Consider the following 24,808-nt stretch of genomic DNA (forward strand, 5'->3'; position numbering starts at 1 on the left):
GAAGAAGAACAACATCGTCGTCACGAAGTACAAGTTCCCGATCACCTTGTGATCGGTCGTCACCATCCACTTCCACGAGATCGTGCCCAGCTGCCGCTTCGGCAGCGCGACCTCGGTCGCCGTGCGCTGCAGGGTGGTGGCCACGGGCACTCCTTCAGGGTCGGACCAGCGCTCGGCTGTGAGACAGCCGAGCGTGGTCTGAGACTACCGAGTCCGGCCGCGCACGCTGGTGGACGGCCCGCCCCTCTACGGGCGCGGACCAGGCGCCGGGGCCGGTGGACGGCAGTCCGGCGTGGCTTCGCGACCACCGCCGGCTGCAGCCTGAGAATCGTCGGGAGCGAGGTCCCGTCTGGGTCCGGCGGCGGGGCCCGCTCATCCAAGCGCCGGTCCTGCGCGCTTCGACGTCCCCGGGCCCGGGCGGGCACACTGGCCCCGTGGTCAGCGTGTTCGAGCTCTTCACCGTCGGCATCGGGCCGTCGAGCTCGCACACCGTGGGCCCCATGCGGGCCGCCAAGCGGTTCGTCCAGACGCTGACGGGCACCGGCGACCTCGCGCGTACGCAGCGGGTCCGCGTCGAGCTGTTCGGCTCCCTGGGCGCCACCGGGCACGGGCACGGCAGCGACCGCGCGGTCCTGTGGGGGCTGATGGGGCTCGACCCCGAGACGATCGACACCGACAGCGCGCCGGGCCTGGCTCGTACGGTCAAGGAGTCCCGCCGGCTGGTGCTCGCCGGGCAGCACGAGGTCGCCTTCGACGCCGCCGAGGACCTGGTCATGCACCGGCGCCGCTCGCTCCCCTTCCACCCCAACGGGATGACGTGCACGGCCTGGGACGCGCAGGGCGCGGAGCTCGCCTGCCGCACCTACTACTCCATCGGCGGCGGGTTCGTCCTCGACGACGACGGTTCCGGCCGGCCGGCGCTGCGCCCGGACACGACCCCCGTCCCGTACCCCTTCCGCACCGCGGGCGAGCTGCTCGCGACCTGCGAGCATGAGGGGCTCGGCATCGCCGACGTCATGCTCGCCAACGAGGCGGCGCGGACGTCGGAGGCGGAGGTCCGGGCCGGCCTGCTGCACCTGTGGGACGTCATGGTCGCCTGCGTGGAGCACGGGACCACGACGCCCGGGGTCCTGCCCGGCGGGCTCAAGGTGCGTCGGCGCGCCGCCGACCTGCGCACCTCGCTCGACGGGGGCGACCCGGCGCACCCGGAGCGCGCCCGGGGCGTCGACCCTCTCGGTGCGCTCGACTGGCTGACCGTCTGGGCGCTCGCGGTCAACGAGGAGAACGCCTCCGGCGGCCGCATCGTCACCGCCCCCACCAACGGGGCCGCCGGCGTGATCCCCGCGGTGCTGCACTACGCGGTGCAGTTCCTGCCGGGTCCCGCGGAGGACACCGTGGTGCGGTTCCTGCTGACGGCCGGGGCGATCGCCGCGATCTACCAGCAGACGGCCTCGATCTCCGGCGCCGAGGTCGGCTGCCAGGGCGAGGTGGGCACCGCCTGCTCCATGGCCGCGGGGGCGCTCGCGGCGGTGCTCGGGGGGACCCCGGCCCAGGTCGAGAACGCCGCCGAGATCGGCATGGAGCACCACCTCGGCCTCACCTGCGACCCGGTGGGCGGGCTCGTCCAGATCCCCTGCATCGAGCGGAACGCCGTCGGCGCGGTCAAGGCCGTCACCGCGGCGCGGCTCGCGCTGCACGGCGACGGGCGCCACACGGTCAGTCTCGACAAGGTCATCAAGACGATGATGGAGACCGGGGCGGACATGAAGGTCAAGTACAAGGAGACGTCCCGCGGCGGCCTCGCGGTGAACATCGTCGAGTGCTGAGGTCGTGTCGTCTGTCCTCGCGGAGCCTGTCCTGAGCCTGTCGAAGGACTCGGACGCGGATCGCACCCTGGTGCGATGTCTTCCTTGCCGCCTGCTGGATCCGCTCGATAGGAAGCGCCAGCTGCTCCTTCGGGGTTCCTCACGGCCCCGAAAGACCAGCTGGCGCTTCCTTTTGCGCAACCGTCTCGCGAACCGGCCGGAGGTCGGGGCGGTCGCTCGAGCCGGAAGAATCCGCGACGTGAAGCGGACCGTCACCAGCCACCTCGACCTCGGGCTCTCCGCGCCCGCGCGGCTCGTCTTCGCCGTCGCGGCGGCGCAGGGGTCGCCGTTCGAGAGCCAGTCGCTGTCGATCACCGTCGACGGCCACGACGTCATGCCGCGCGAGCTGGTCGACATCACCGGCAACCGCATGCACGTGCTCGACGCGCAGGGCGGGCAGGTGGTCATGGACTACGCGGCCGCCGTCGTGGGCGAGGCCGCGCCGCCGCCGGTCGACGACTTCGACCTCATCACGTACCTGCGCCCGAGCCGCTACTGCGAGTCCGACAGCCTCGCGCCGACCGCGGCGGCGCAGTTCGGCGGGCTGCAGGGCGCCGAGCTCCTCGACGCGGTCTCCTCCTGGGTGTCGGACATCCTCACGTACGTCCCCGGCTCGAGCCTGCCCACCGACGGCGCGGTGCGGACGTTCCTGGGGCGCCAGGGCGTCTGCCGCGACTACGCGCACCTGTGCATCGCGCTGCTGCGCGGCCTGAACGTCCCCGCCCGGCTCGCCGCGGTCTTCGCCCCCGGGCTGAGCCCGATGGAGTACCACGCGGTCTGCGAGGCGTACCTCGACCAGACCCCCGACGGCGGCCCCGGCGGCTGGTACGTCGTGGACGCCACCCGCCTCGCCCCGCGCCAGAGCCTGCTCCGCGTCGCCACCGGCCGCGACGCCGCCGACACCGCGTTCCTCACCAACTACGGCGGCAACGTCTCCCTCGACGGCCTCGAGGTCACCGCGGTCGTCGACGACTTCGACACCGACGACGGCAGCCAGCTGGTCCAGCTGCGCTGACGGCGGTCCCCGCCGGGAGCTGGTGCTTCCCGCAGCAGATCCGCCGTGGGGAGCGACGGTTCTCACGTGAACGTGAAAAACCGGAGACCGCTGGGACGAGCGGGTCGGAGCGCGAGACGCCTCCGAGCGGACCGAGGACAGATAACACGAGTCACAGGCGCACCACAGGTCGTGGTCTGTCCACCTGAGGGTTGCTCGGCTACAGTTCGTCTCGCGCAGCGCTGCGTAGCGCTACGCGTTTTTCCACTACGGATCGTCGGGCACGTACCTGCCCGTGGAAAGGAAGTGTGGCGTGGCCACAGTCAACTTCAGGGACGCGACCCGGGTCTACCCCGGTGCGGACCACCCGAGCGTCGACAAGCTCAACCTCGAGATCGGCGACGGCGAGTTCATGGTCCTCGTCGGCCCCTCCGGGTGCGGCAAGTCCACCTCCCTGCGCATGCTCGCGGGCCTCGAGGAGATCAACGCCGGCTCGATCTACATCGGCGACCGCGACGTCACCGACCTGCCGCCGAAGGACCGGGACATCGCGATGGTGTTCCAGAACTACGCGCTCTACCCGCACATGACCGTCGGCGACAACATGGGCTTCGCGCTCAAGATGGCCGGCGTCCCCAAGACGGAGCGCCAGCAGCGCGTCCAGGAGGCGGCGCACCTGCTCGGCCTCGAGGACTTCCTCAACCGCAAGCCGAAGGCGCTCTCCGGCGGCCAGCGCCAGCGCGTCGCCATGGGCCGCGCGATCGTCCGCTCGCCCCAGGTCTTCCTCATGGACGAGCCGCTGTCGAACCTCGACGCCAAGCTCCGCGTGTCCACCCGCACCCAGATCGCGGCGCTGCAGACGCGTCTCGGCGTCACCACCGTCTACGTGACCCACGACCAGGTCGAGGCCATGACGATGGGTGACCGCGTCGCGGTCATGAAGCTCGGCATCCTGCAGCAGTGCGACAGCCCGCTGACCCTGTACGACCGCCCGAACAACCTGTTCGTCGCGGGGTTCATCGGCTCGCCGGCCATGAACCTGATGGAGGGCAGCGTCGTCGAGGGCGGCGTCCGGATCGGTGACTACACCGTGCCGGTCTCGCGCGAGACCCTGGCCAAGGCCGGGAACGAGAAGTCGCTGGTCGTGGGCATCCGCCCGGAGGCCTTCGACCTGTCGGAGACGGGCGAGGGCATCGGCGTGGACGTGGCCGTCGTCGAGGAGCTCGGCGCCGACTCGTTCATCTACGGCACCCTCGCCGGTGTCGCGGACGACGAGAAGCTGACCGCGCAGCAGGTCGTGGGCCGCATCTCCGGCCGCACGGCGCCGCAGCGCGGGGCGTCGATCCGCCTCGTCACCGACCCGAGCAAGGTGCACGTCTTCTCGAAGACGACCGAGGAGCGGATCTCCGCCTGAGGCACCGGCCGGTGAGCACCACCTGAACCACGACGAGGCCCCTCGCACCCACCGGTGCGGGGGGCTTCGCCGTTCCCGGAGCAGTTCCCAGGAGCCGTCGCGCACCGCGTACGCGCCCGTGCTCGGCCGGTGCGCCGACGCCTGCCCGGTGGGAGGATGAACGGGTGCCCCGCTTCCTCTCGGTCAAGCCCGACACCCGGCTGATCACGCTCCCCTGGAGCACGCCGCTGGCGGAGTGGCCGACCGACCTGCTCGTCGCGCTCCCCCGCGGCATCTCCCGCCACGTCGTGCGCTTCGTCAAGGTCGGCCGCGAGGTCTACGCGGTCAAGGAGGTCATCGAGCACCTGGCCCGCCACGAGTTCTCCCTGCTGCGCGACCTGCAGCGCCTGGACACCCCCTCGGTCGAGGGCGTCGGCGTCGTCGTCGGCCGCCTCGACGCCGACGGCGAGCCGCTCGACCCCGTCCTGGTGACGCGGCACCTGCAGTTCTCGCTGCCCTACCGCTCGCTGTTCACCCGTGGTGTCCGGCAGGACACGGTGAACCGGCTCGTCGACGCCATGGTCGTCCTCATCGCCCGGCTCCACCTGATCGGCTTCCTGTGGGGCGACGTCTCGCTGTCGAACACGCTGTTCCGCCGCGACGCGGGCGCCTTCGCCGCCTACCTCGTCGACGCCGAGACCGGGGAGCTCCACGAACGCCTGACCGACGGCCAGCGCGAGCACGACCTGCAGATCGCCCGCACCAACCTGTTCGGCGAGTTCCTCGACCTCGAGGCCGGTGGCCTGCTCGACGAGGCCCTCGACCCGCAGGTGCTGGTCGAGTCGATCGAGAGCCGCTACCGCGAGCTGTGGGGCGAGCTGACCGAGGTCGAGGAGTTCTCCGACAGCGAGATGCACCGCATCGACAGCCGCGTGCGGCGGCTGAACGCGCTGGGTTTCGACGTGGCCGAGCTCGACATCACCACCGACTTCGCCGGTTCGACCATCCGGATCCAGCCCAAGGTCGTCGACCCCGGCCACCACCAGCGCCGGCTGCTGCGGCTCACCGGGCTGGACACCGAGGAGAACCAGGCCCGCCGCCTGCTCAACGACCTCGACTACTTCCGCGCGATGACCGACCAGCAGGGCGCCGACGAGTCGATCGTCGCCCACCAGTGGCTCACCGAGCGGTTCGAGCCCGTCGTCGGGTCGGTGCCGCCGGAGCTGCGCGGCAAGCTCGAGCCCGCGGAGGTCTACCACCAGGTGCTCGAGCACCGCTGGTTCCTCGGCGAGCAGGCCGGCCGGGCGATCCCGCTGATGGAGGCGGCCCAGGGCTACGTCCACGACGTCCTCGGCAGCCTGCCCGACGAGCAGATCGCGCTGTCGTCGATGGCGTCGATGGGCCCGCTGGCCAACCCGTACGACCCGTCGCAGGGCTACGACGACGACGAGGAGTCGGCACCGTACGACCCGTGGGAGGACGACGAGGCGGCGGCCGACGACGACGCCGCGCCGTCGGGGTTCCTCGACATCGCGGCGCTGCGTGCAAAGGCGGGCAAGGGGTAATCGCTCCTCCGACGAGCGGGGCGCCGCGGGCGAGCAGCCTCGCGGCGCTGCTGTGGCGCGCCCGGACGCCCACTACCCTTGGGTGATGGACGACGAACTGCTGGCGCTCGGCGAGGACCTCGTCACCACGGCGGCGCGGGTGGTGCGGTGGGTGCCCCGAGGAACCGACTTCGGGCTGAGCCTCGCGGCGGTCCGCCTCCTCGCCCGCATCTCGGACCACGGCCCGGTGCGCATCAGCGACCTCGCCGTCGCGGAGAACTGCTCCCAGCCGACCATCACCAACCACATCAAGAAGCTCGAGTCCGAGCACCTCGTGGACCGTGCGGCGGACCCGAAGGACGCGCGGGTGTGGATGATCGACCTCACCGACCTGGGACGCCAGCGCCTCACCGAGATGCGCCACTCGCTGGGGACCAGCGTGCTGCCGAACCTGTCCTCCCTGTCACGCAAGGACCAGAAGGCCCTGCGTGACGGCGTCGACGCGATGCGCCGGCTGATGGCCGCGCAGGCCTCGAGCAACTGAGGCACCGGCCCGGCCCCGCTAGACTTCCGCGGTGCTGACGGGTGAGGGAGAGCGGGCTGAGGCCCGCGAGGTGGGCGGTTTCCGCGTCTACGACACCCGGACGAGCACGGTCTGCGACCTCGAGACGGTCGTGCCGGGCAAGGTCTCGATCTACCACTGCGGCCTGACCGTCCAGTCGGCGCCGCACGTCGGCCACATCCGCAAGGAGGTCGTCTTCGACGTCCTGCGGCGCTGGCTGGCCCACCTCGGCTACGACGTCACCGTGGTCGCCAACGTCACCGACATCGACGACAAGATCCTCGCCAAGGCCGAGGCCAACGGCGAGCCCTGGTGGGCGCTGGCCTACCGCTTCGAGCGCGAGCTGCACCAGGCGTACGACGCGCTCGGGTGCCTGCGGCCGACCTACGAGCCGCGCGCCACGGGGCACGTCCCGGAGATGATCGAGCTGATCAAGGTCCTGATCGACCGCGGGCACGCGTACGCCGCGACCGACGGTTCCGGGGACGTCTACTTCGACGTGCTGTCCTGGCCCGCGTACGGCGAGCTGTCGCACCAGGCCATCGGCGACATGGAGCCGGCGGCCGACGCCGACCCGCGCGGCAAGCGCGACCCGCGCGACTTCGCGCTCTGGAAGGGCCACAAGCCCGACGAGCCGGAGACCGCGTCGTGGTGGACCCCGTGGGGCCGCGGCCGTCCGGGCTGGCACCTGGAGTGCTCCGCCATGGCCGCGAAGTACCTCGGCGACGAGTTCGACATCCACGGCGGCGGCCTCGACCTGCGCTTCCCGCACCACGAGAACGAGCTCGCCCAGTCGACGGCCGCCGGCCAGCGCTTCGCGCGCTACTGGATGCACAACGGCTGGGTCACCGCGGCCGGCGAGAAGATGAGCAAGTCGCTGGGCAACGGGGCGCTGGTCAGCGAGGTGGTGCGCGCCTACCCGCCGCGCGCCGTGCGCTTCTACCTCGCGGCCCCGCACTACCGCTCGGCGATCGAGTTCAGCGACACGTCGCTGGCCGAGGCGACGGCGGCGCTCGAACGGATCGACACCTTCGTCCAGCGCGCCACCGTCCTGGTCGGGCCGGAGCTCGCGTCCCCGGTCGTGCCCGAGGCCTTCGCCGCCGCCATGAACGACGACCTCGGCACCCCCGGTGCGGTCGCCGTGCTCTACACCGCGGTGCGCACGGGCAACAGCGCCCTCGCCCAGGGCGACACCGACGCCGTCGCCGCCAGCCTGGCCGAGGTCCGCGGCATGCTCGGCGTGCTCGGGCTCGACGCCGACGACCCCGCGTGGGCGGGGTCCGCGCAGGACGACCGTCTCGAGGGCGTGGTCGACGGCCTCGTGCAGGCCGTGCTGGACCAGCGGGCGCAGGCGCGACGGGACCGCGACTTCGCGGCGGCCGACCGGCTGCGCGACCTCCTGAGCGGCCTCGGGGTCGAGGTCGCCGACACACCCCAGGGCGCCGAGTGGTCGCTGAGGGCGCCGAGCACGAGCACCACCACCAGCGACAAGGACGGGGTCTGATGCCCGGGAACAGCCAGCGCAAGGGCGCGGTCGCCCGCAAGGGCAAGGGGAACACCGCCGGTTCCGGGGGCCGCGTCCGTCGCGGGCTCGAGGGCCGCGGCCCCACGCCCAAGGCGGAGGACCGGCCGTACCACGCGGCCCACAAGGCCAAGAACCGCGCCGAGCGCTCGGCGTCGGGCCGCCAGACGACCCCGGCCAAGCGCACCGGGCGACCCGGGTCCGGGCCGGAGTGGGTCATCGGCCGCAACGCCGTGCTCGAGGCCATGGAGGCGGAGATCCCGGTCAAGGCCGCGTACGTCGCCGAGGGCGCCGAGCGCGACGACCGCCTGCGCGAGGTGTTCAGGCTCGCCGCCGAGCGCAGCACCCCGATGCTGCAGGTCACCCGGGCCGAGCTCGACCGGATGACCGACGGCACGATCCACCAGGGCCTCGCCCTGCAGCTGCCGGAGTACACGTACACGCACCCCGACGACCTGCTGGCCGCCGCCCTCGACGCCGACACGGTGCCGCTCGTCGTCGCGCTGGACTCGATCACCGACCCGCGCAACCTCGGCGCGGTCATCCGCTCGGCGGCCGCGTTCGGCGCGAGCGGCGTGCTCATCCCCGAGCGCCGCTCGGCCGGCATGACCGCCGCCGCGTGGAAGACCTCGGCCGGCGCCGCCGCCCGCATACCGGTGGCGCGTGCGGTGAACCTCAACCGCGCGCTGCGCGCGTACGCCGACGCCGGCTTCACCCTGGTCGGCCTGGACGGCGAGGCGGAGACCGACATCGCCGCGGCCGAGGGCATCGCGGGCCCGCTCGTGCTCGTCGTTGGGAGCGAGGGCGCCGGGCTGTCGCGGCTCGTGCGGGAGGCGTGCGACACCATCGCCGCGATCCCGATCAGCGCCGAGGTGGAGTCGCTCAACGCGGGTGTCGCCGCCGGCATCGCGCTCTACGAGATCGCGCGCCAGCGCCGCGTCCCCTGAGCCCGGTGAGGAGCGGCCCGCAGGAGTAGGACTGGAGCGTGTCGTCCTGGCCCCTCTGGTTGCTCCTGCTCGTCTTCGCCGCCGCCGCCGCGCTCGTCTGGGTCGCCGGCGTCCAGCTCTCCCGCACCACCGACGTCCTCGACGACCGGCTGCACCTCGGCAGCGCGCTGGGCGGGCTGGTCGTGCTCGCGGTGGCCACGAACCTGCCGGAGATCGCCATCACCGTCAGCGCGGCGATCAGCGGCAACCTCGGCGTCGCCGTGGGGAACATCCTCGGCGGCATCGCCCTGCAGACGGTGGTGCTCGTGGTGCTCGACCGGTTCGGCAAGCGGGGCCGTGACGCCAGACCGCTCACCTACCGCGCCGCGTCCCTCACGCTCCTGGTCGAGGCCACGACGGTGATCGCCGTGCTGGCCGTCGTCGTCGCCGGCACCCAGCTGCCGGCCGGCTCGGTCGTCGGCCGGGTCAGCCCCAGCGGGCTGCTGATCGCGGTCCTGTGGGTCGTCGGGCTGCTGCTCGTCCGCCGGGCCGGCCGTGGGTTACCGTGGACGAAGGACGGGAACGCGCCGGACGCGTCGCCGCACGCCTCCGGGCACCGGCGCAGCACGCCCGAGAAGCCGCACAGCGGCTGGAGCACCGGCAGGGCCGGCCTCGTCTTCGGCCTCGCCGCCCTCGCGACGCTGGTCAGCGGTGTCGTGCTGGAGCGGGCCGGGGACGCGGCCGCCGACCGGCTCGGCCTCGGCGGCGTGCTCTTCGGCGCCACGGTGCTCGCGCTCGCCACCTCCCTGCCGGAGATCTCGACCGGGCTGCAGGCGGTCAAGCAGGGCGACGACAACCTGGCGGTCAGCGACATCTTCGGCGGCAACGCCTTCCTCCCGGTCCTGTTCCTCGTGGCCACCGTCATCTCGGGCGAGGCCGTGCTGCCGAAGGCCGGCGCGGCGAACGTCTACCTGACCGCGCTGGCCATCCTGCTGACCCTCGTCTACGCCGTCGGCCTCGTGTTCCGGCCCCGGCGACGCGTGCTCGGGATGGGCGTCGACTCGCTCGTGGTGCTGGTGCTCTACCTCGTCGGCGTCGGTGGTCTGGTCGCCATCACCTGAGGTGGCCCGGGCCCACCGGGACGAGGCGGTCGGTCGACCACCACCGCGTTAGATTGGGCGGAGTCCGCCGACCTGCTGCCCAGGAGCACGCCCGTGACCGACACCCTCACCCCCGCGACGACGACCGGTCCGGCGACGGCCGGCAGCGACCTCAGCGGGGCCGCGACCCAGGCGTACCGGTCGGCCCTCGAGGTGATCGCCTCCGTCGAGCCGCGCATCGCCGAGGCCACCCGCGCCGAGCTGGCCGACCAGCGCTCGTCGCTCAAGCTCATCGCGTCGGAGAACTACGCGTCGCCGGCCACGCTGCTGACGATGGGCACCTGGCTGTCGGACAAGTACGCCGAGGGCACGGTCGGCCACCGCTTCTACGCCGGCTGCCAGAACATCGACACCGTCGAGTCCGTCGCCGCCGAGCACGCGCGCGAGCTCTTCGGCGCCGAGTACGCCTACGTCCAGCCGCACTCCGGCATCGACGCCAACCTCGTCGCCTTCTGGGCGATCCTGGCGCACCGCGTCGAGCTGCCCGAGCTGGCCGAGCTCGGCCTCAAGAACATCAACGAGATGACCGAGGCGCAGTGGGAGACCCTGCGGCACAAGTTCGGCAACCAGCGGGCGCTGGGCATGTCGCTCGACGCCGGCGGCCACCTCACCCACGGCTTCCGCCCGAACATCTCCGGCAAGATGTTCCACCAGCGCTCGTACGGCACCGACCCGCAGACCCAGCGCATTGACTACGACGCCGTCCGCGCCGCTGCGCGCGAGTTCAAGCCGCTCATCCTCATCGCCGGCTACTCGGCCTACCCGCGCCGGGTGAACTTCGCCAAGATGCGCGAGATCGCCGACGAGGTCGGCGCGACGTTCATGGTCGACATGGCGCACTTCGCGGGTCTGGTCGCCGGCAAGGTGTTCACCGGCGACGAGGACCCGGTGCCGCACGCCCACCTCGTCACGACCACGACGCACAAGTCGCTGCGCGGTCCGCGCGGCGGCATGGTCCTGGCGACCGAGGAGTACGCGCCGAGCGTCGACCGCGGCTGCCCGATGGTGCTCGGCGGTCCGCTCGGCAACGTGATGGCGGCCAAGGCGGTCGCCCTCGCCGAGGCGCGCACGCCCGCGTTCCAGACCTACGCCCAGGCGGTCGCGGACAACGCGCAGACCCTGGCCGGCGGGCTGCTGTCCCGCGGTGCCCAGCTGGTCACCGGCGGCACCGACAACCACCTCGTGCTCATCGACGTGAGCTCGTTCGGCCTGACCGGGCGCCAGGCGGAGTCGGCGCTGCTCGACGCCGGCATCGTCACCAACCGCAACGCGGTCCCCGCCGACCCGAACGGCGCCTGGTACACCTCCGGCGTCCGCATCGGCACCCCGGCGCTGACCACGCGCGGCTTCGGCGCCGCCGAGTTCGACCGGGTGGCCGAGCTCATCGTCGACGTGCTGGAGAGCACGTCGCCGGCCACGACCGCCGCGGGCACCCCGGGCAAGGCCAAGTACGTGCTGGCGGACGGAGTGGCCGAGCGGACCAAGGCGGCCTCCGCCGAGATGCTCGGCGCGCACCCGCTGTACGCCGGCCTGGAACTCTGAGGGCTCGGGCGGCAGCCGGGGGACGGCGGGGTCGGCACGATGGCGGCGACCACCTTCACGAGCATCGTGCTGGTGGCGTTCGCCCTGGTCGTGCTGACCATCGCGTCGTACGCCTGGTTCGGTGACTGGGAGCCGCAGCCGCGCCGGCTGCCCGCCGACGAGGAGCGCGCCCGGGCGGAGGTCGAGGCCTTCCGCCGGGCGATCGAGTCCTACGAGCGCGACCAGCAGCAGGGCTGAGCGTCAGCCGGCGGCGGCGCGGTAGAGCTGCCAGGTCTGGCTCATCCGGCTGACCTGGCCCTTGGTGAAGCGGCTCAGGCACTTGTCGTCGCCGTAGCTCATGAAGTTGTGGACCGGGTCCTTGCCCTTGCTGCGGCAGGTGTTCAGCTTGCTGCTGCAGGAGAAGATGTTGTCGCCGTCGGCCTGGTACGGGGTGTCGGAGACCAGGTCGCCGGGCTTCGCGCACCCGTTCTGGAAGGTGTGCAGCAGGCCCAGCCAGTGCCCCACCTCGTGGGTGGCGGTGTCGCCCTTGTCGTAGCCCTTGGCCGACCCACCCGGCAGGGCGCTGTTCAGCAGGACGACGCCGTCACGCGGCAGCGTGGTGTCCCAGGGGAACGACGAGTAGCCGAGCACCCCGTCCTCGAGGGCGGCGACGTAGAGGTTCAGGTCGCCGAAGCCGCCCCGGTGCAGGGCCGTCTTGGGGGCGACGTCGTCTCCGACGCCGGTGTCGGTCGGCGGCGCCCAGGAGTACCAGTCCGAGCGCGCCGTCCGGTCGACCGCCTCGAGCTCGAACCTGAACGGGGTCTTCTTCGACGACTTCGAGGTCTTGCCGGCGTACGCCTTGTTGAGCACCGAGATCTGCTTCTCGATGCGCTCGGTGCTCACGTCGCCCTTGCCCGAGGCGGTCGTGATCACGTGCACGTAGACGGGGATCGTCGTCTTGCCGAGCTTGTGCTGCGCGCTCACGCGGCGCTGCTGCGTCCGTGCCGCCGAGGCGTCCTGCGCCTGCTCCGTCTGGCCCAGGCTGAGCGTGTTGGGGTCGGCGCCGTCGGACGCGCTGCCGACCCGCACCCGCTGGGCGGAGGACGCGGCGAGGCACGGCTCGTCGTGCGTGGCCGCGACCACGCGGACGTCAGGCGCAGGAGCGGACGCCGTCGGACGAGCCGCCCCGCCCGCCGTCGGGACCGCGGCCGGTGCCGCGGCGGCGACGCCCAGGGCGGTGGTGGAGAGGGCGGCGGCCAGGCCGAGGGCCACGCGTGCCGCGCGTCCGGCCCGAGGGTGCCGGAAGGTGATCATGATGTCCTGACGTCGACGGAGTGCCCGGCTCCCGTCGGCGCCGGGCAGCAGCGCGCGACGGAACCGTCGCACCGCACCGCCCGCCCCCCGAGAGGCAGACCCCGAGAACCTTAGGTGCTCACGGCCGTGCCCGCGGGCGCTTCGCGGGCTTGGGGCAGGCTGGGGGCATGACGACCTCCACCTCCGCTCTCGGCACCCGCGTCCTCGGCTCCTCCGACGCCGCGCTGACCGTCTCCACCCTCGGCCTCGGGTGCATGGGCATGAGCGAGTTCTACGGGACGGCCGACGAGTCGGAGGCGACGCGGACCATCCGGCGCGCCCTCGACCTCGGCGTCTCCTTCCTCGACACCGCCGACATGTACGGCCCCTTCACCAACGAGCAGCTCGTGGGCCGCGCGATCGCCGGGCGCCGCGACGAGGTCGTGCTGGCGACCAAGTTCGGCAACGTGCGCGACCCCGACAACCCGCGCAACCGCCGCATCGACGGCAGCCCGGACTACGTGCGTTCCGCCTGCGACGCCAGCCTCCAGCGCCTCGGCGTCGACCACATCGACCTCTACTACCAGCACCGGGTCGACAAGACCGTGCCGATCGAGGAGACGGTCGGCGCCATGGCCGAGCTGGTCAGCGCGGGCAAGGTGCGCCACCTCGGGCTCAGCGAGGCCTCGCCGGAGACCATCCGCCGCGCGCACGCCACCCACCCGGTCACCGCGCTGCAGACCGAGTACTCGCTGTGGACCCGCGACCTCGAGGACGAGATCCTGCCGCTGCTGCGCGAGCTCGGCATCGGGCTGGTCCCCTACTCCCCGCTCGGGCGCGGGTTCCTGACCGGCACCATCACCAGCACCGACGACCTCGACCCCGACGACTTCCGGCGGCACAACCCGCGCTTCGCCGGCGACGCGCTCCAGGCCAACCTGGCGATCGTCGACGCGGTGAAGGCGGTCGCGGACTCCCTCGGCGCGACGCCGGGCCAGGTCGCCCTCGCCTGGGTCCTCGCCCAGGGCGACGACGTCGTCCCGATCCCCGGCACCAAGCGCGTGCGCTACCTGGAGGAGAACGTGGCCTCGGCGTCGGTGCAGCTCAGCGCGGACGACCTTGCCCGCCTGGACGACGCCGTTCCTGCCGCCGTCGGCGAGCGGTACCCGGACATGAGCAGCATCGACGTGTGATGGGTCCTCGCTCCGCTCGGACGCGATCCGCGAGGACGCTCCCTGAGCTCATCGTCGAGCCAGGACGCCCGCCGACCCTGCGTGCCGAACCCCTCCACATCGTCGAGAGGTAGGTTCCCGCGCCAGATCGGCTGGGAACAGCGCGGCAACCTACCGTTCGACAGCCTCAGGGAGCGTCGCTCGTACGCCGACGAGTGCGTGGGCCTCGACCGGCTCAGGGAGCGTTGAACTCGGGGTTCTCTGCCAGAAGCTGGTCGAGGTCCTTGAGGCGGTCGAGGTTGCGGAGCACCTGGCCCATGCGGAAGTTGCCGGACAGGTGCTCGCGGTTGCGGTTCAGGAAGCCCCAGTAGCCGACGGTGAAGGGGCAGGCGTCGTCGCCCGTGCGCTTCTTCGGGTCGTAGACGCAGTCGCCGCAGAAGTCGCTCATCCGGTTGATGTAGGCGCCGCCGCCCACGTACGGCTTGGTGCCCAGCACCCCGTCGTCGGCGTACTGGCTCATGCCGACCACGTTCGGCACCATGACCCAGTCGTAGCCGTCGACGAAGCTGCGGTGGTACCAGTCGGTCAGGGCCTGCGGGTCCCAGCCGCGCTGCTGCGCGTAGTTGCCGATGACCATCAGGCGCGGGATGTGGTGCGCCCAGCCGACCTCACGGACCGACGAGACGGCCCAGGACAGGCAGCGCGCCTGCGTGCCCGACGGGTCCAGGTCGCTGAACCACTGCGGCAGCGGTGTCGTCGCCCTCAGGGCGTTCTCGTTGCGGTAGTCCTCGCCGAGGTACCAGTAGAGGTTCCAGATGTAGTCGCGCCAGCCCATCACCTGGCGCACGAACCCCTCGACGGCGGAGATCGGGGCGTCGCCGGCGACGTACGCCTCCTCGGCCGCCCGGACGATCTCGAGGGGGTCGAGCAGGCCGAGGTTCAGCGGCGCCGAGATCAGCGAGTGGGCCATCCACCGGTCGCCCGTGAGCATGGCGTCCTCATAGCGCCCGAACAGCGGGAGCCGGTGCTCGACGAAGTGGTCGAGCGCCGCCTGCGCCTCGGCCGTCGACGCCGCAAACGTCCGCGGACCGTCCTCGCCCACGAACTCGTAGCCGTCGGCCTCCATCTGGTCGAGGTCGGCGCGGACCTGCGCGTCGATCTCGTCCTCCTCCGGCCACCACGGCTCGAGGACGTCGAGCCGCCCGCTCTTGGGCGGGGGCTCGCGGTTGTCGGCGTCGAAGTTCCAGCGGCCCTCGACGGGCTCGGCGCCCTTCATGAGGACGTCGTTGCGGGTGCGCGCGTCGCGGTAGAAGTTCTCCATGAGGAGCCGCCGCCGGCCGCGACCGTCGGCCCAGCGGCTGAACTCGGCACGGCCCGTCACGTAGCCGCGGGCGGGCAGCCGCTCGATCTCGCGCTCGGTGGCGAGCGTGTCCACGAAGTGCACGGCCGCCCACGTCGTCGGCTGCACGACGCTGAGCGGCTCCTCGACCTGCTCCAGCGCCTCGCGGTAGGTGTCCGTGACGAGGTAGGTGCACCGCTCCCCCAGCTCGGCGGCGCGGTGCCGCATCGCCGAGAGGATCAGGTGCGCCTTCTGCCGGTGGAACCGCCGGCGACGGAACACCCGACGCGACTCGACGATCAGGACCTGCTGGTCCTCGTCGTCGAGGAAGTACGGCCCGAGCTGATCGCCGAACAACCACCGGGTGTGCTCCACGGCCACGACGCCTCCTCCGGTCCGAGGACCGGAAGGCCTCGCGAGCGCTTACCCCGCCGACCGGGCGGTCAGCGCGTGAAGAGGGTTCCGGAGACGGTGGTCGTGAAGTTGCGCAGGGAGTCGGGCAGGTCGCGCAGGTGCCAGTCGTCGGGCCCGTGGAACCAGGACAGGTCCTCCGAGTCCGGCGCCGCGTCGGTGTCGGTGGCGACGAGCGCGTCGAGCCAGCGCTCGGTCCCGCCGAGCACGATCGCGTACGGGAGCACCTCCGACAGCTCCTCGACCGCACGCCCCGGCGGCATCTGGTCGGTCGGGTGCGAGGTGAGCTCGGAGCGCAGCGCGCCGAGCCCCTGCAGCAGCGCGACGCCCTTGGCCGTGCGGGCCGGCATCTCCTGGGCGACCAGGATCAGCCCAAGGCCGAGGATGATCAGCGCCAGGCCGACCAGGCCGAAGGTCGTGAACGCGGCGAGCAGCGCGGTCACGACGACGGCGACGATGAGGACGCCGAAGGCGAGCTGGGTGGTCCGGCTGCGGACGACGTCCGGGCGGCGCGCGTACCAGCCGTTGGCGACGACCTCGTCGTAGAGCGCGTCCTGCACGCCGCCGATGGCCGCGTGCACGCGGCCGCCGATCTCGGAGACGCGGACGGCCTGGCCGTCGGGCGCGATGCCCTCGAGCAGGCGCTGCTCGAAGGGACGCAGGCCGGTGCCGTCGCCGGTGCGCGTGAGCGTCCAGTCGGGGCGCCCGTACGCGCTGGTGCGCGGCAGCTCGGTGATCAGCAGGTGGCCGCGCACGGCGAGGTCGACCAGCGTCGCGGTCACGTCGATCGGGTCGACGCGCTCGTCGGCGACGGTGCCCACGTGACCGGGCCGGACGTCGTCGACGACGCGGAACTCGGACTGCCCCGGGCCGACGGGGACGAACTCGCCGACGCGGGCGGCCTCGCCCGAGTACGCGGCGTCGGCGCCTCGGCGGCGGTGCGCCAACCAGAGCGCCAGCCCGCCGAGCACGAGCAGCCCGATCGCGATGCCCAGCGGCAGCGGGTCGGGCGAGAAGGCGCGACCGATCGTCCAGCGGTACTCGACCTGCTCGTTGGCGGTGACCTCGCCGGCCGGGAAGCCGATGTCGACGGCGACGACCTCGCCCTCGCCGCGCGGGCCGTCGGTGAAGGTGGGCGTCGTGGCGTCCTCGGTCCCGGCGGCGGCAGACAGGCAGGGGGTGGAGGAGTTCGGGCTGCCCGCGGTGCAGCGGACGTACGTGAAAGTGCCCGGGATCAGCACCCGCGCCTGGAACGAGGTGACGGCGACGTCGAGGCCCTGCAGCATCCGCCACTGCAGCGCGGTGCCGTCCGGCACCGTCACGACCGCGCCGTCGACGGTGTAGCTGATCACCAGCTCCGGTGCGCCGTTCGTGGCGACGGTCGCGGTGGTGAAGCGGCCCTCGGTGCTGACCTGCGGCGTCACGGCCGCGCCGCCGGCGGTGGCGGTCACGTCGCGCACGGTCGTGCGGTACTGGCGGTCGCCGACCAGGTTCTGAAGGGTCTCGAACTTCTGCGTCACCTGCGCCGGGGCCGACCCGTCGAAGGTGATGGTCTCCGTCACCTTCAGCGTGCCGTCCTTCGCCAGGTTGCCGGCCGCGACCACCTTCGAGGCGGTGCCCTCCGCGTGCGCCGTCCGCGTGAGGGGGCCCGCGAGGAGCCCGGCTGCGAGCAGCAGCAGGGCGAGGAGGGCGACGACGCGCCGGGGACCACCGAGGACGGCGGCCGGGGCGGAAGATCGTGGGTGCACGGCCGGATCATTCCATCCTTCGGGTGCCCTGTGGAGCATTAAGGTGCCTCACGTGAGCTACCAGCAGTGGGGTGGGCGTCCCGCGGCGGGCCCCTGGCAGCAGCAGGGCTACCCGCAGGCAGGGTTCGGGCAGGGCTACGGCCAGCCCGCCTTCGGCCGCCAGGGACCCGGCTACGCACCGCAGGGTCCCTTCGGTGGCGGCCCGCAGCGCCCGCCGCGGCGACGCGGCGGCGCCGGCACGATGCTGCTGATCGGGCTCGGGCTGATCGGGTTGTTCGCCCTCATCGGGTTCGTCGCGACGGGTCTGCACGGTGGCAGCAACAACTCCGACGTCGCCTACCAGAACGACGACTACCGAGTCCCCCCGCCCGACCTCAGCCCGCCGCCCCTCCCGGTGCCGGACACGTACGAGCAGGCCCAGGACCTCATCACCAACAGCCCCTTCTACGGCCAGCAGGTGCCGGCGCCGGTGCGCTGCGACGCCACCCCGATCAACGTCGGCACCGCCTCCGACGCCCAGCTCGAGGACCACTTCACCAAGGCCATGGAGTGCCTGGTGCGGGTCTGGGAGCCGCCGGTCACCGGAGCCAAGCTCATCATCGTGCGCCCGAGCGTCACGATCTACGGTTCCAAGATGACCACCAAGTGCGGCACGAGCGGCGTCAACGCCTTCTACTGCGCGGCCGACCAGCAGGTCTACTACTCCAACCAGCTCGCGCGGGCGGTCCCGATCGTCGCCGACGACAAGTGGGCGGCCGACGTCGTCATCGCCCACGAGTTCGGCCACGCGCTGCAGGCGCGTACGGGCATCCTCATCTCGGCCAAGGCCCTCGGGCAGAACTCCAACGACGAGCAGACCGACCTGCTCTACAGCCGGCGGCTGGAGACCCAGGCCGACTGCTTCTCCGGCATGTACATCCGCGCGGTCGCCACCTCGCTGGGCATCCAGCAGTCCGACGTGCAGGGCATCGAGGACACCTACAAGGCCGTCGGCGACGACCAGGTGACGGGCGACCCCACCATCGTCGGCAACCACGGCCTCGCCCGCTCGCGCGTCTTCTGGGGCGACAAGGGTCTCGGCAGCGCCGACATCAGCGCCTGCAACACCTTCACCGCGCCGAAGAACGAGGTCCGCTGAGGTTCGCTGAGCCTGTCGAAGGGCCCGGCGGACGTTCCCTGAGCCCGTCGAAGGGCCCGGCGGACGTTCCCTGAGCCCGTCGAAGGGCCCGGAACGGGTCGACGTCCTGCCTGGTCGAGGAGCCGACCTCTTCGAGGCCCTTCGACGGGCTCAGGGGGCGTTGACGCGCTCAGGCGGCGTTGGACAGGCCCCGGGGACGTCGATGAGGCTCAGCCCGGAGTCGTGCGGTGCACCAGCGCGGTGGCGAGGGCGGCGATCCCCTCGCCGCGGCCGGTGAGGCCCAGACCGTCGGTCGTGGTGGCGCTGACGGTCACCGGTGCGCCGACGGCTTCGCTGAGGACCGCCTCGGCCTCCGCACGGCGCGGGCCCAGCTTGGGCCGGTTCCCGATCAGCTGGACGGCGACGTTCCCGACCTCCCAGCCCGCAGCGCGTACGCGGCGGGCCGTCTCCACGAGGAACGCGACCCCGCCGGCGCCGCTCCACTCGGGCTCGCTGGTGCCGTAGTTGGAACCGAGGTCCCCCAGGCCGGCCGCGCTCAGCAGGGCGTCGCAGGCGGCGTGCGCGACGACGTCGCCGTCGGAGTGGCCCTCCGGCCCGTGCGGGTCGTCGAAGACCAGGCCGGCGATCGTCATCGGACGACCCCCCACAAGACGATGGACGTCCGTACCGATCCCGGTACGGACGTCCATCTGCCCTGCACTGCTGTTCATCTGGTGCCCCGGTGGGGCAGCGCCATCAGGAGGCCAGCACCTCGTCGAGCAGCACCTCGGCGCGCGTCTCCTCGACGCGCTCCGCGAGCGCGAGCTCGGAGACGAGGATCTGACGGGCCTTCGCGAGCATGCGCTTCTCGCCGGCCGACAGCCCGCGCTCGCGCTCACGACGCCACAGGTCGCGGACGACCTCGGCGACCTTGAGCACGTTGCCCGAGTGCAGCTTCTCCAGGTTGGCCTTGTAACGACGCGACCAGTTGGTGGGCTCCTCCGTGTGCGGCGCACGCAGCACGCTGAAGACCCGCTCCAGGCCGTCGGCGTCGACGACGTCCCGGACCCCGACCAGGTCGAGGTTCATGGCGGGCACCCGGACGACCAGGTCGGTCTGGCCCACGATGCGGAGCACGAGGTAGAGCCTGTCCTCGCCCTTGATCTGTCGAGTCTCGATGTCCTCGATCACGGCTGCGCCGTGATTGGGGTAGACCACCGTTTCGCCGACTGTGAAAGACATGTTCCTCCAGTAACCCCGATTGAGCGACCGACCAAGTTTAGCACGCTCACAGGGTCGGCCAGAAAGCGTTCCCGCTGGTCAGAGCCAGTTTAGGCGCTGACCGGGGGTTGACAAACCTGTGGTTCCTATGCGTGCGGAGGGTCGTCGGTGCCACCGGCCGGGTCGTACCTGCACCACCACCGCCGGTGTCGCTAGGCTGCACCCGATCGACCAGCAGTCCCACGAGCAACGCAGGACTCCGACGGAGCACCGCGCCGTGGCTGCACGAACCAGACGAGACAGGGGTCCCCGTGACTGTCAGCGCGCAACGCGCCCGCCGCTCCCGGCTCGCGCGTACGGGCCGGGCGCGAGCCGCCCTCGCGGCCACCGCCCTCGCGGTGGTCCTGCCGACCGCGGCGTGCGGGTTCGGCGGGCAGACCTCGCGTCCGTACACCCCCGCCGAGGGCGTCAACTTCGACGTCGGCGACCCGAACGACCCCAACGTCGTCGTCCACGTGCGCAACCTGCTGGTCATCAGCCGCAGCCCCGGCAGCGGCATCGTCTCCGGGACGATGGTGACCGCCGGTCGTGACACCCTGACCAGCGTCACCGGTACGCCCTACAAGGCCGACAGCAGCAAGGGCACGCCCTTCACCGCCGACCTCGCCAGCCCGGTCCTGCTGACGAACAACGCGCAGGTCGTGCTCACCAACCAGCAGCCCTTCCTCACCATCACGGGTGCGCAGGGCCTCCAGGCCGGCCTCGACACCGAGATCACGGTGACCTTCAACAAGGCCGGCAGCTACACCACGCGGACCACGGTCGTCGACGGCAACCTCTCGCCGTACAACCAGATCACGCCCTCCGCGAGCCCCTCGGCCACCCCGTCGGTGACGGCGGCGCCGAGCCCGACGCCGTAGCTCTGTGCTCGCTCCGCTCGCACGCGGAGCGGGCTCAGACCCGATGCCTTCCTCCCTCCCGGGCAGGACGAAAAGCGTGTCCTGCCCGTCCGGTCGTCCAGGCACCGGCGCCCGCTCCGGCGAGTCTTCTGTCCTCGCTCCGCTCGGACGCGGAGCGGGCTCTGACCCGATGCCTTCCTCCCTCCCGGGCAGGACGAAAAGCGTGTCCTGCCCGTCCGGTCGTCCAGGCACCGGCGCCCGCACCGGCGGTGATCAGGTCGGATCCTGCCGGACCTCGGCGCCCGAGGATCGACCGTCACCATCTCGCCGGCGCTGACCCGTTCCTGTACGCCGCGGCGCGGGAGGGTTGACCAGCCACCGCCGGTCCGGGCGCCGGCGCCTGGACGACCGAGAGAGCAGACACGCTTTTCGTCTGCGAAGGAGGGAGGAAGGCGCCGGACCAGAGCCCGGACCGCGCCGGAGCGAAGCGGAGGCAGAAATTACGCCTCGAACTTGTAGCCCAAGCCCCTCACCGTGAGCAGGTGCTCGGGGTTGCCCGGGTCGGTCTCGAGCTTGGCGCGCAGGCGCTTGACGTGGACGTCGAGGGTCTTGGTGTCGCCCACGTAGTCGGCGCCCCAGATGCGGTCGATGAGCTGGCCGCGGGTCATGACGCGGCCCGAGTTGCGCAGCAGCATCTCCAGCAGCTCGAACTCCTTGAGCGCGAGCTTGACCGGCTTGCCGTCGACGGCGACCTCGTGGCGCTCGACGTCCATCCGGACGCCGCCGGACTCGACCACGTCGGGCACCAGCTCGACGTCCTGGCCGCGCCGCAGCACCGCGCGGATCCGGGCGACGAGCTCACGGTGGCTGAAGGGCTTGGTGACGTAGTCGTCGGCACCGAGCTCGAGGCCCACGACCTTGTCGATCTCGGAGTCGCGCGCGGTCAGCATGATGACCGGGACCGGGCCGCGCTGGCGCAGCTGCCGGCAGACCTCGGTGCCCGGGATGCCGGGCATCATGAGGTCGAGCAGCACGATGTCGGCGCCCGCCCGGTCGTACGCGGCGAGCCCCTCGGCGCCGTCGGCGGCCTCGAGCACCTCGAAGCCCTCGCGTCCGAGCATGAAAGCGAGCGTCTCGCGGTAGGACGGCTCGTCCTCCACGACCAGCACGCGCGTCACGACCGCACCTCCTGGGGCTCGTCCTGCGCGGCGGGGGAAAGGTCCTGCGGCACTGCGTCCTCCTCGGGGCGCGTCTCGTCCTGGCCCGCCCGCTCGGCGCTGCGCACCTGGGCGAGGTGGGCCGGGATGGTGATCGTGAAGGTCGAGCCTCGGCCGAGCTGGCTCCAGACACCGACCCTGCCGCCGTGGCTGGCGGCGATGTGCTTGACGATGGACAGGCCGAGCCCGGTGCCGCCGTTGGCACGGCTGCGGCCGTAGTCGACGCGGTAGAAGCGCTCGAAGATGCGCTCCGCGTCGGTCGGGGTGATCCCGATGCCCGTGTCGGACACGGTGATCTCGACGTCGTCGTCCTCGCTGTGGGCCCGCGTGTGCGCGGCCACGACGACGCGCGCGCCGGGGTCGGAGTAGACGACGGCGTTCTCGACGAGGTTGCCGACGGCGGTGCTCAGCTGGCGGGCGTTGCCGAGCACCTTCGCGCCGTGCGCCCCGGCGAGCGTCAGCGTCACCCCGCGCTTCTCGGCGTCCACGCGGCAGCGGTCGACGGCGTCGTGCAGCACCTCGTCGATCTCGACCACCTGGGGCTCGGAGAGCGGGTCGTCGGCCTGCAGGCGGGAGAGGTCGATGATCTGGCTGACGAGGTCGGCGAGGCGGGCGGACTCGACGCCCATCCGGCCGGCGAACCGGCGTACGGCGTCGGCGTCGTCGGCCGCGTCCTCCACGGCCTCGGCCAGCAGCGAGATGGCCCCGATGGGCGTCTTGAGCTCGTGGCTGACGTTGGCGACGAAGTCGCGACGGGTGGCCTCGATGCGGTGCGACGCGGTGAGGTCGTCGGCCAGGACGACCACCAGGCCGCCGGCGAGCGCCGCCACCCGGGCGCTGAGGTAGAGCGTGGCCTCGCCCGGGCCGCGGTTGAGCTCCAGGTCGTGCACCCGCGTCTGCCCGTCCCGACGGACCTGGCGGACGAGGTCGAGGACCGGCTGGAGACCGACCCGGGTCCCCCGCGCGATCCCGAGGGACCGTGCGGCGCGCGTCGCCTCGAGCACCTCGTCGTGGGGCCCGACCACGACGGCGCTGGAGCTGAGGACGGCGAGGACGTCCGAGACGCCCTCGGGCACGACGGCCGGCGGGTCGTCGTCGAAGGTGATCGGCTCCGGAGCCGGCGGCCGGCGCCGGACGAGCCAGGACACCAGCAGGCCGACGAGGATGCCCGCGACCAGCACGGCGGCAGCCCCGAGCAGGTTCACGCGGCGATCCTAGGCCGACCGTTCACCCGGGCTTCACGTCCAGACCGGTCGCAGGCGCAGGCGTCGCCAGGCGTTCGGGGTGCGTTCACCCGACGTTCACGCCGCCGTCGGATCCGGTGCGGGGCCCACTTCTACTGTGGTGCCGCAGATCACTTCTGAGATGGGACAAGATTCGCTCATGCGCGAGAACTACCGCGAACAGCTCGACGACATCCTGGCCGACCTGGTGCAGATGTGCCAGACCGTGTCCGGGGCCGTACGGACCGCGACGACCGCCCTCCTCGAGGCCGACCTGCAGCTCGCCGAGGTCGTCATCAGCGAGGACGAGGCGATCGACGCCAAGCAGCGCGAGGTCGAGGGCCGCGCGTTCTCCCTGCTCGCCCGGCAGGCCCCGGTCGCCGGCGAGCTGCGCACCGTGGTCACGACCCTGCGCATGGTGACGGAGCTGGAGCGGATGGGCGACCTCGCCGCGCACGTGGCCAAGATCGCGCGGCTGCGCTACCCCGAGGTCGCCGTGCCCGCCTCGCTGCGCTCCAACTTCGTGCGCATGGGTGACGTCGCGGAGAAGATGGTCGTCACCGCCGGCCAGACCCTGAACGACCGCAACATCCAGGTCGCCCAGGAGCTGCGGGCCCGCGACGAGGAGATGGACGAGCTGCGGCGCACCCAGTTCCGGGTGCTGCTGAGCGAGGACTGGGACGACGGCGTCGAGGCGGCCGTGGACGTCGCGCTGCTCGGGCGCTACTACGAGCGGATCGCCGACCACGCCGCGTCGATGGGCCGCCGCGTGATCTACGTCGTGACCGGGCAGTTCCCGGACGAGGAGTTCTGGCCCCAGCCCTGAGGCGGGGACGACGAAGGGGCGAGGCCGTCGGCCTCGCCCCTTCGTCGTGCTGCTACTTCTTGCCCTGGTTCTTGACGGCCTCGATGGACGCCGCCGCGGCCTCCGGGTCGAGGTAGCGGCCCGGGCCGGTCGGGCGCAGGTCGTCGTCCAGCTCGTAGACCAGCGGGATCCCGGTCGGGATGTTCAGGCTGACGACCTCGGCGTCGCCGATCCGGTCGAGGTGCTTGACGATCGCGCGCAGCGAGTTGCCGTGCGCGGCGACCAGGGTGACGCGGCCGGCCTGGAGGTCGGGCACGATCGCGTCGTACCAGTACGGCAGGGCGCGCAGCAGCACGTCCTTGAGGCACTCCGTCGCCGGGCGGGCGTCCGGCGGGAGGCTCGCGTAGCGCGGGTCGTGGAAGTTCGCGAACTCGTCGTCCGGGTCGATCGGGGGCGGCGGCACGTCGTACGAGCGGCGCCAGGTCATGAACTGCTCCTCGCCGAACTCGGCGAGCGTCGCCTTCTTGTCCTTGCCCTGCAGCGCGCCGTAGTGCCGCTCGTTGAGCCGCCAGGAGCGCCGGGCGGGCACCCAGTGGCGCTCCGCCTCCATGAGGGCGATCTGGGCGGTACGGATGGCGCGCTTGAGCAGCGAGGTGTGCACGACGTCGGGCAGCAGGCCCGCCTCGACGAGCAGCTCGCCGCCCCGCTTGGCCTCGGCCGCGCCCTTCTCGTTGAGGTCGACGTCCACCCAACCGGTGAAGAGGTTCTTGGCGTTCCACTCGCTCTCGCCGTGCCGGAGGAGGATCAGCGTCGAGGTCATGACGCGAGCCTATCGAGGACGGCCCAGCGGTCCGGCCCTGCCCGCTCCTCGTCTGG

Annotated in this window: 22 protein-coding genes; 14 read left to right on the forward strand and 8 right to left on the reverse strand. The window is 72.2% G+C overall.

Annotated elements, in window-relative coordinates:
• The first annotated feature begins 434 nt into the window (after positions 1-434).
• The 10 genes from BMY04_RS00005 (at position 435) to BMY04_RS00050 (ending at position 11,745) form a co-directional block, all read left to right on the forward strand.
• Positions 435-1,826: an L-serine ammonia-lyase gene (locus BMY04_RS00005; RefSeq protein WP_091177114.1), complete on the forward strand. Its 1,392-nt coding sequence runs from the start codon at positions 435-437 to the stop codon at positions 1,824-1,826.
• 238 nt (positions 1,827-2,064) lie between these two features.
• Positions 2,065-2,880, forward strand: coding sequence for a transglutaminase-like domain-containing protein (locus BMY04_RS00010; RefSeq protein WP_091177115.1), 816 nt, complete (start codon positions 2,065-2,067; stop codon positions 2,878-2,880).
• Positions 2,881-3,172: 292 nt separating this feature from the next.
• The gene (locus tag BMY04_RS00015) at positions 3,173-4,273 is read left to right on the forward strand and encodes an ABC transporter ATP-binding protein (RefSeq protein ID WP_091177116.1); all 1,101 of its coding nucleotides are present in this window, start codon (positions 3,173-3,175) and stop codon (positions 4,271-4,273) included.
• 164 nt (positions 4,274-4,437) lie between these two features.
• Entirely contained in the window at positions 4,438-5,817 is a 1,380-nt protein-coding gene (locus tag BMY04_RS00020; protein ID WP_091177117.1) for a DUF4032 domain-containing protein, read from the forward strand.
• Positions 5,818-5,902: 85 nt separating this feature from the next.
• A complete protein-coding gene (locus tag BMY04_RS00025) occupies positions 5,903-6,340 on the forward strand; it encodes a MarR family winged helix-turn-helix transcriptional regulator (protein ID WP_091177118.1) in 438 nt (145 codons plus the stop codon).
• Between the two features lie 130 nt (positions 6,341-6,470).
• Positions 6,471-7,862, forward strand: a complete 1,392-nt coding sequence (gene cysS / locus BMY04_RS00030; protein ID WP_232506089.1) for a cysteine--tRNA ligase — start codon at positions 6,471-6,473, stop codon at positions 7,860-7,862.
• Positions 7,862-8,827 (forward strand): 23S rRNA (guanosine(2251)-2'-O)-methyltransferase RlmB, encoded by a 966-nt coding sequence (rlmB, locus tag BMY04_RS00035; RefSeq protein WP_091177120.1) that lies wholly within the window; start codon positions 7,862-7,864, stop codon positions 8,825-8,827. The genes cysS and rlmB overlap by 1 nt, the downstream gene beginning before the upstream one ends.
• A 38-nt stretch (positions 8,828-8,865) precedes the next feature.
• The gene (locus BMY04_RS00040; protein WP_091177121.1) at positions 8,866-9,927 is read left to right on the forward strand and encodes a sodium:calcium antiporter; all 1,062 of its coding nucleotides are present in this window, start codon (positions 8,866-8,868) and stop codon (positions 9,925-9,927) included.
• 93 nt (positions 9,928-10,020) lie between these two features.
• Entirely contained in the window at positions 10,021-11,508 is a 1,488-nt protein-coding gene (locus tag BMY04_RS00045; protein WP_091177122.1) for a glycine hydroxymethyltransferase, read from the forward strand.
• Between the two features lie 39 nt (positions 11,509-11,547).
• Positions 11,548-11,745, forward strand: coding sequence for a hypothetical protein (locus tag BMY04_RS00050; protein ID WP_091177123.1), 198 nt, complete (start codon positions 11,548-11,550; stop codon positions 11,743-11,745).
• A gap of 3 nt (positions 11,746-11,748) precedes the next feature.
• On the opposite strand, the gene BMY04_RS00055 is transcribed toward BMY04_RS00050, so the two are convergent.
• On the reverse strand, positions 11,749-12,801 hold the full coding sequence (locus BMY04_RS00055; protein ID WP_091177124.1) for a zinc metalloprotease: 1,053 nt from the start codon (positions 12,799-12,801) through the stop codon (positions 11,749-11,751).
• A gap of 167 nt (positions 12,802-12,968) precedes the next feature.
• Between BMY04_RS00055 and BMY04_RS00060 the strand changes: the two genes are divergently transcribed.
• Complete coding sequence (locus BMY04_RS00060; protein WP_091177125.1) at positions 12,969-13,973, forward strand: aldo/keto reductase; 1,005 nt, start codon at positions 12,969-12,971, stop codon at positions 13,971-13,973.
• Positions 13,974-14,187: 214 nt separating this feature from the next.
• Here BMY04_RS00060 and BMY04_RS00065 read toward each other — a convergent pair whose 3' ends face one another.
• Positions 14,188-15,672 carry a cryptochrome/photolyase family protein gene (locus tag BMY04_RS00065; protein ID WP_091177126.1) on the reverse strand — a complete coding sequence of 495 codons (1,485 nt, stop codon included), beginning with the start codon at positions 15,670-15,672 and terminating at the stop codon, positions 14,188-14,190.
• Positions 15,673-15,734: 62 nt separating this feature from the next.
• Entirely contained in the window at positions 15,735-17,450 is a 1,716-nt protein-coding gene (locus BMY04_RS00070) for a DUF2207 family protein (protein ID WP_170853921.1), read from the reverse strand.
• 52 nt (positions 17,451-17,502) lie between these two features.
• On the opposite strand from BMY04_RS00070, the gene BMY04_RS00075 reads away from it, so the two are divergent.
• On the forward strand, positions 17,503-18,588 hold the full coding sequence (locus BMY04_RS00075) for a neutral zinc metallopeptidase (RefSeq protein WP_139209687.1): 1,086 nt from the start codon (positions 17,503-17,505) through the stop codon (positions 18,586-18,588).
• A gap of 209 nt (positions 18,589-18,797) precedes the next feature.
• On the opposite strand, the gene ispF is transcribed toward BMY04_RS00075, so the two are convergent.
• Positions 18,798-19,277, reverse strand: coding sequence for a 2-C-methyl-D-erythritol 2,4-cyclodiphosphate synthase (gene ispF / locus BMY04_RS00080; RefSeq protein WP_091177129.1), 480 nt, complete (start codon positions 19,275-19,277; stop codon positions 18,798-18,800).
• Between the two features lie 46 nt (positions 19,278-19,323).
• On the reverse strand, positions 19,324-19,809 hold the full coding sequence (locus BMY04_RS00085; protein ID WP_091072012.1) for a CarD family transcriptional regulator: 486 nt from the start codon (positions 19,807-19,809) through the stop codon (positions 19,324-19,326).
• Positions 19,810-20,099: 290 nt separating this feature from the next.
• Between BMY04_RS00085 and BMY04_RS00090 the strand changes: the two genes are divergently transcribed.
• Positions 20,100-20,708, forward strand: a complete 609-nt coding sequence (locus BMY04_RS00090; protein WP_091177130.1) for a hypothetical protein — start codon at positions 20,100-20,102, stop codon at positions 20,706-20,708.
• A 479-nt stretch (positions 20,709-21,187) separates the two neighbouring features.
• Here the strand turns inward: BMY04_RS00090 and BMY04_RS00095 are convergent, their stop codons facing one another.
• Positions 21,188-21,865 carry a response regulator transcription factor gene (locus BMY04_RS00095; protein WP_091177131.1) on the reverse strand — a complete coding sequence of 226 codons (678 nt, stop codon included), beginning with the start codon at positions 21,863-21,865 and terminating at the stop codon, positions 21,188-21,190.
• Complete coding sequence (locus BMY04_RS00100) at positions 21,862-23,109, reverse strand: sensor histidine kinase (protein WP_232506004.1); 1,248 nt, start codon at positions 23,107-23,109, stop codon at positions 21,862-21,864. The genes BMY04_RS00095 and BMY04_RS00100 overlap by 4 nt, the downstream gene beginning before the upstream one ends.
• Before the next feature lie 178 nt (positions 23,110-23,287).
• Between BMY04_RS00100 and phoU the strand changes: the two genes are divergently transcribed.
• Positions 23,288-23,953 carry a phosphate signaling complex protein PhoU gene (gene phoU / locus BMY04_RS00105; protein ID WP_091177132.1) on the forward strand — a complete coding sequence of 222 codons (666 nt, stop codon included), beginning with the start codon at positions 23,288-23,290 and terminating at the stop codon, positions 23,951-23,953.
• Between the two features lie 52 nt (positions 23,954-24,005).
• On the opposite strand, the gene BMY04_RS00110 is transcribed toward phoU, so the two are convergent.
• Positions 24,006-24,752 (reverse strand): phosphoglyceromutase, encoded by a 747-nt coding sequence (locus BMY04_RS00110; RefSeq protein ID WP_091177133.1) that lies wholly within the window; start codon positions 24,750-24,752, stop codon positions 24,006-24,008.
• Positions 24,753-24,808 lie beyond the last annotated feature (56 nt).

The organism is Microlunatus flavus, from assembly GCF_900110855.1.
GTDB classification, from domain to species: domain Bacteria; phylum Actinomycetota; class Actinomycetes; order Propionibacteriales; family Propionibacteriaceae; genus Microlunatus; species Microlunatus flavus.

Excerpts from the sequence above, each read along its gene's own strand:
- BMY04_RS00025 (WP_091177118.1), top strand. The coding sequence starts at position 5,903 with ATGGACGACGAACTGCTGGCGCTCGGCGAGGACCTCGTCACCACGGCG.
- rlmB (WP_091177120.1), top strand. The coding sequence starts at position 7,862 with ATGCCCGGGAACAGCCAGCGCAAGGGCGCGGTCGCCCGCAAGGGCAAG.
- BMY04_RS00050 (WP_091177123.1), top strand. The coding sequence starts at position 11,548 with ATGGCGGCGACCACCTTCACGAGCATCGTGCTGGTGGCGTTCGCCCTG.
- BMY04_RS00055 (WP_091177124.1), bottom strand. The coding sequence starts at position 12,801 with ATGATCACCTTCCGGCACCCTCGGGCCGGACGCGCGGCACGCGTGGCC.
- BMY04_RS00060 (WP_091177125.1), top strand. The coding sequence starts at position 12,969 with ATGACGACCTCCACCTCCGCTCTCGGCACCCGCGTCCTCGGCTCCTCC.
- ispF (WP_091177129.1), bottom strand. The coding sequence starts at position 19,277 with ATGGACGTCCGTACCGGGATCGGTACGGACGTCCATCGTCTTGTGGGG.
- BMY04_RS00085 (WP_091072012.1), bottom strand. The coding sequence starts at position 19,809 with ATGTCTTTCACAGTCGGCGAAACGGTGGTCTACCCCAATCACGGCGCA.
- phoU (WP_091177132.1), top strand. The coding sequence starts at position 23,288 with ATGCGCGAGAACTACCGCGAACAGCTCGACGACATCCTGGCCGACCTG.
- BMY04_RS00110 (WP_091177133.1), bottom strand. The coding sequence starts at position 24,752 with ATGACCTCGACGCTGATCCTCCTCCGGCACGGCGAGAGCGAGTGGAAC.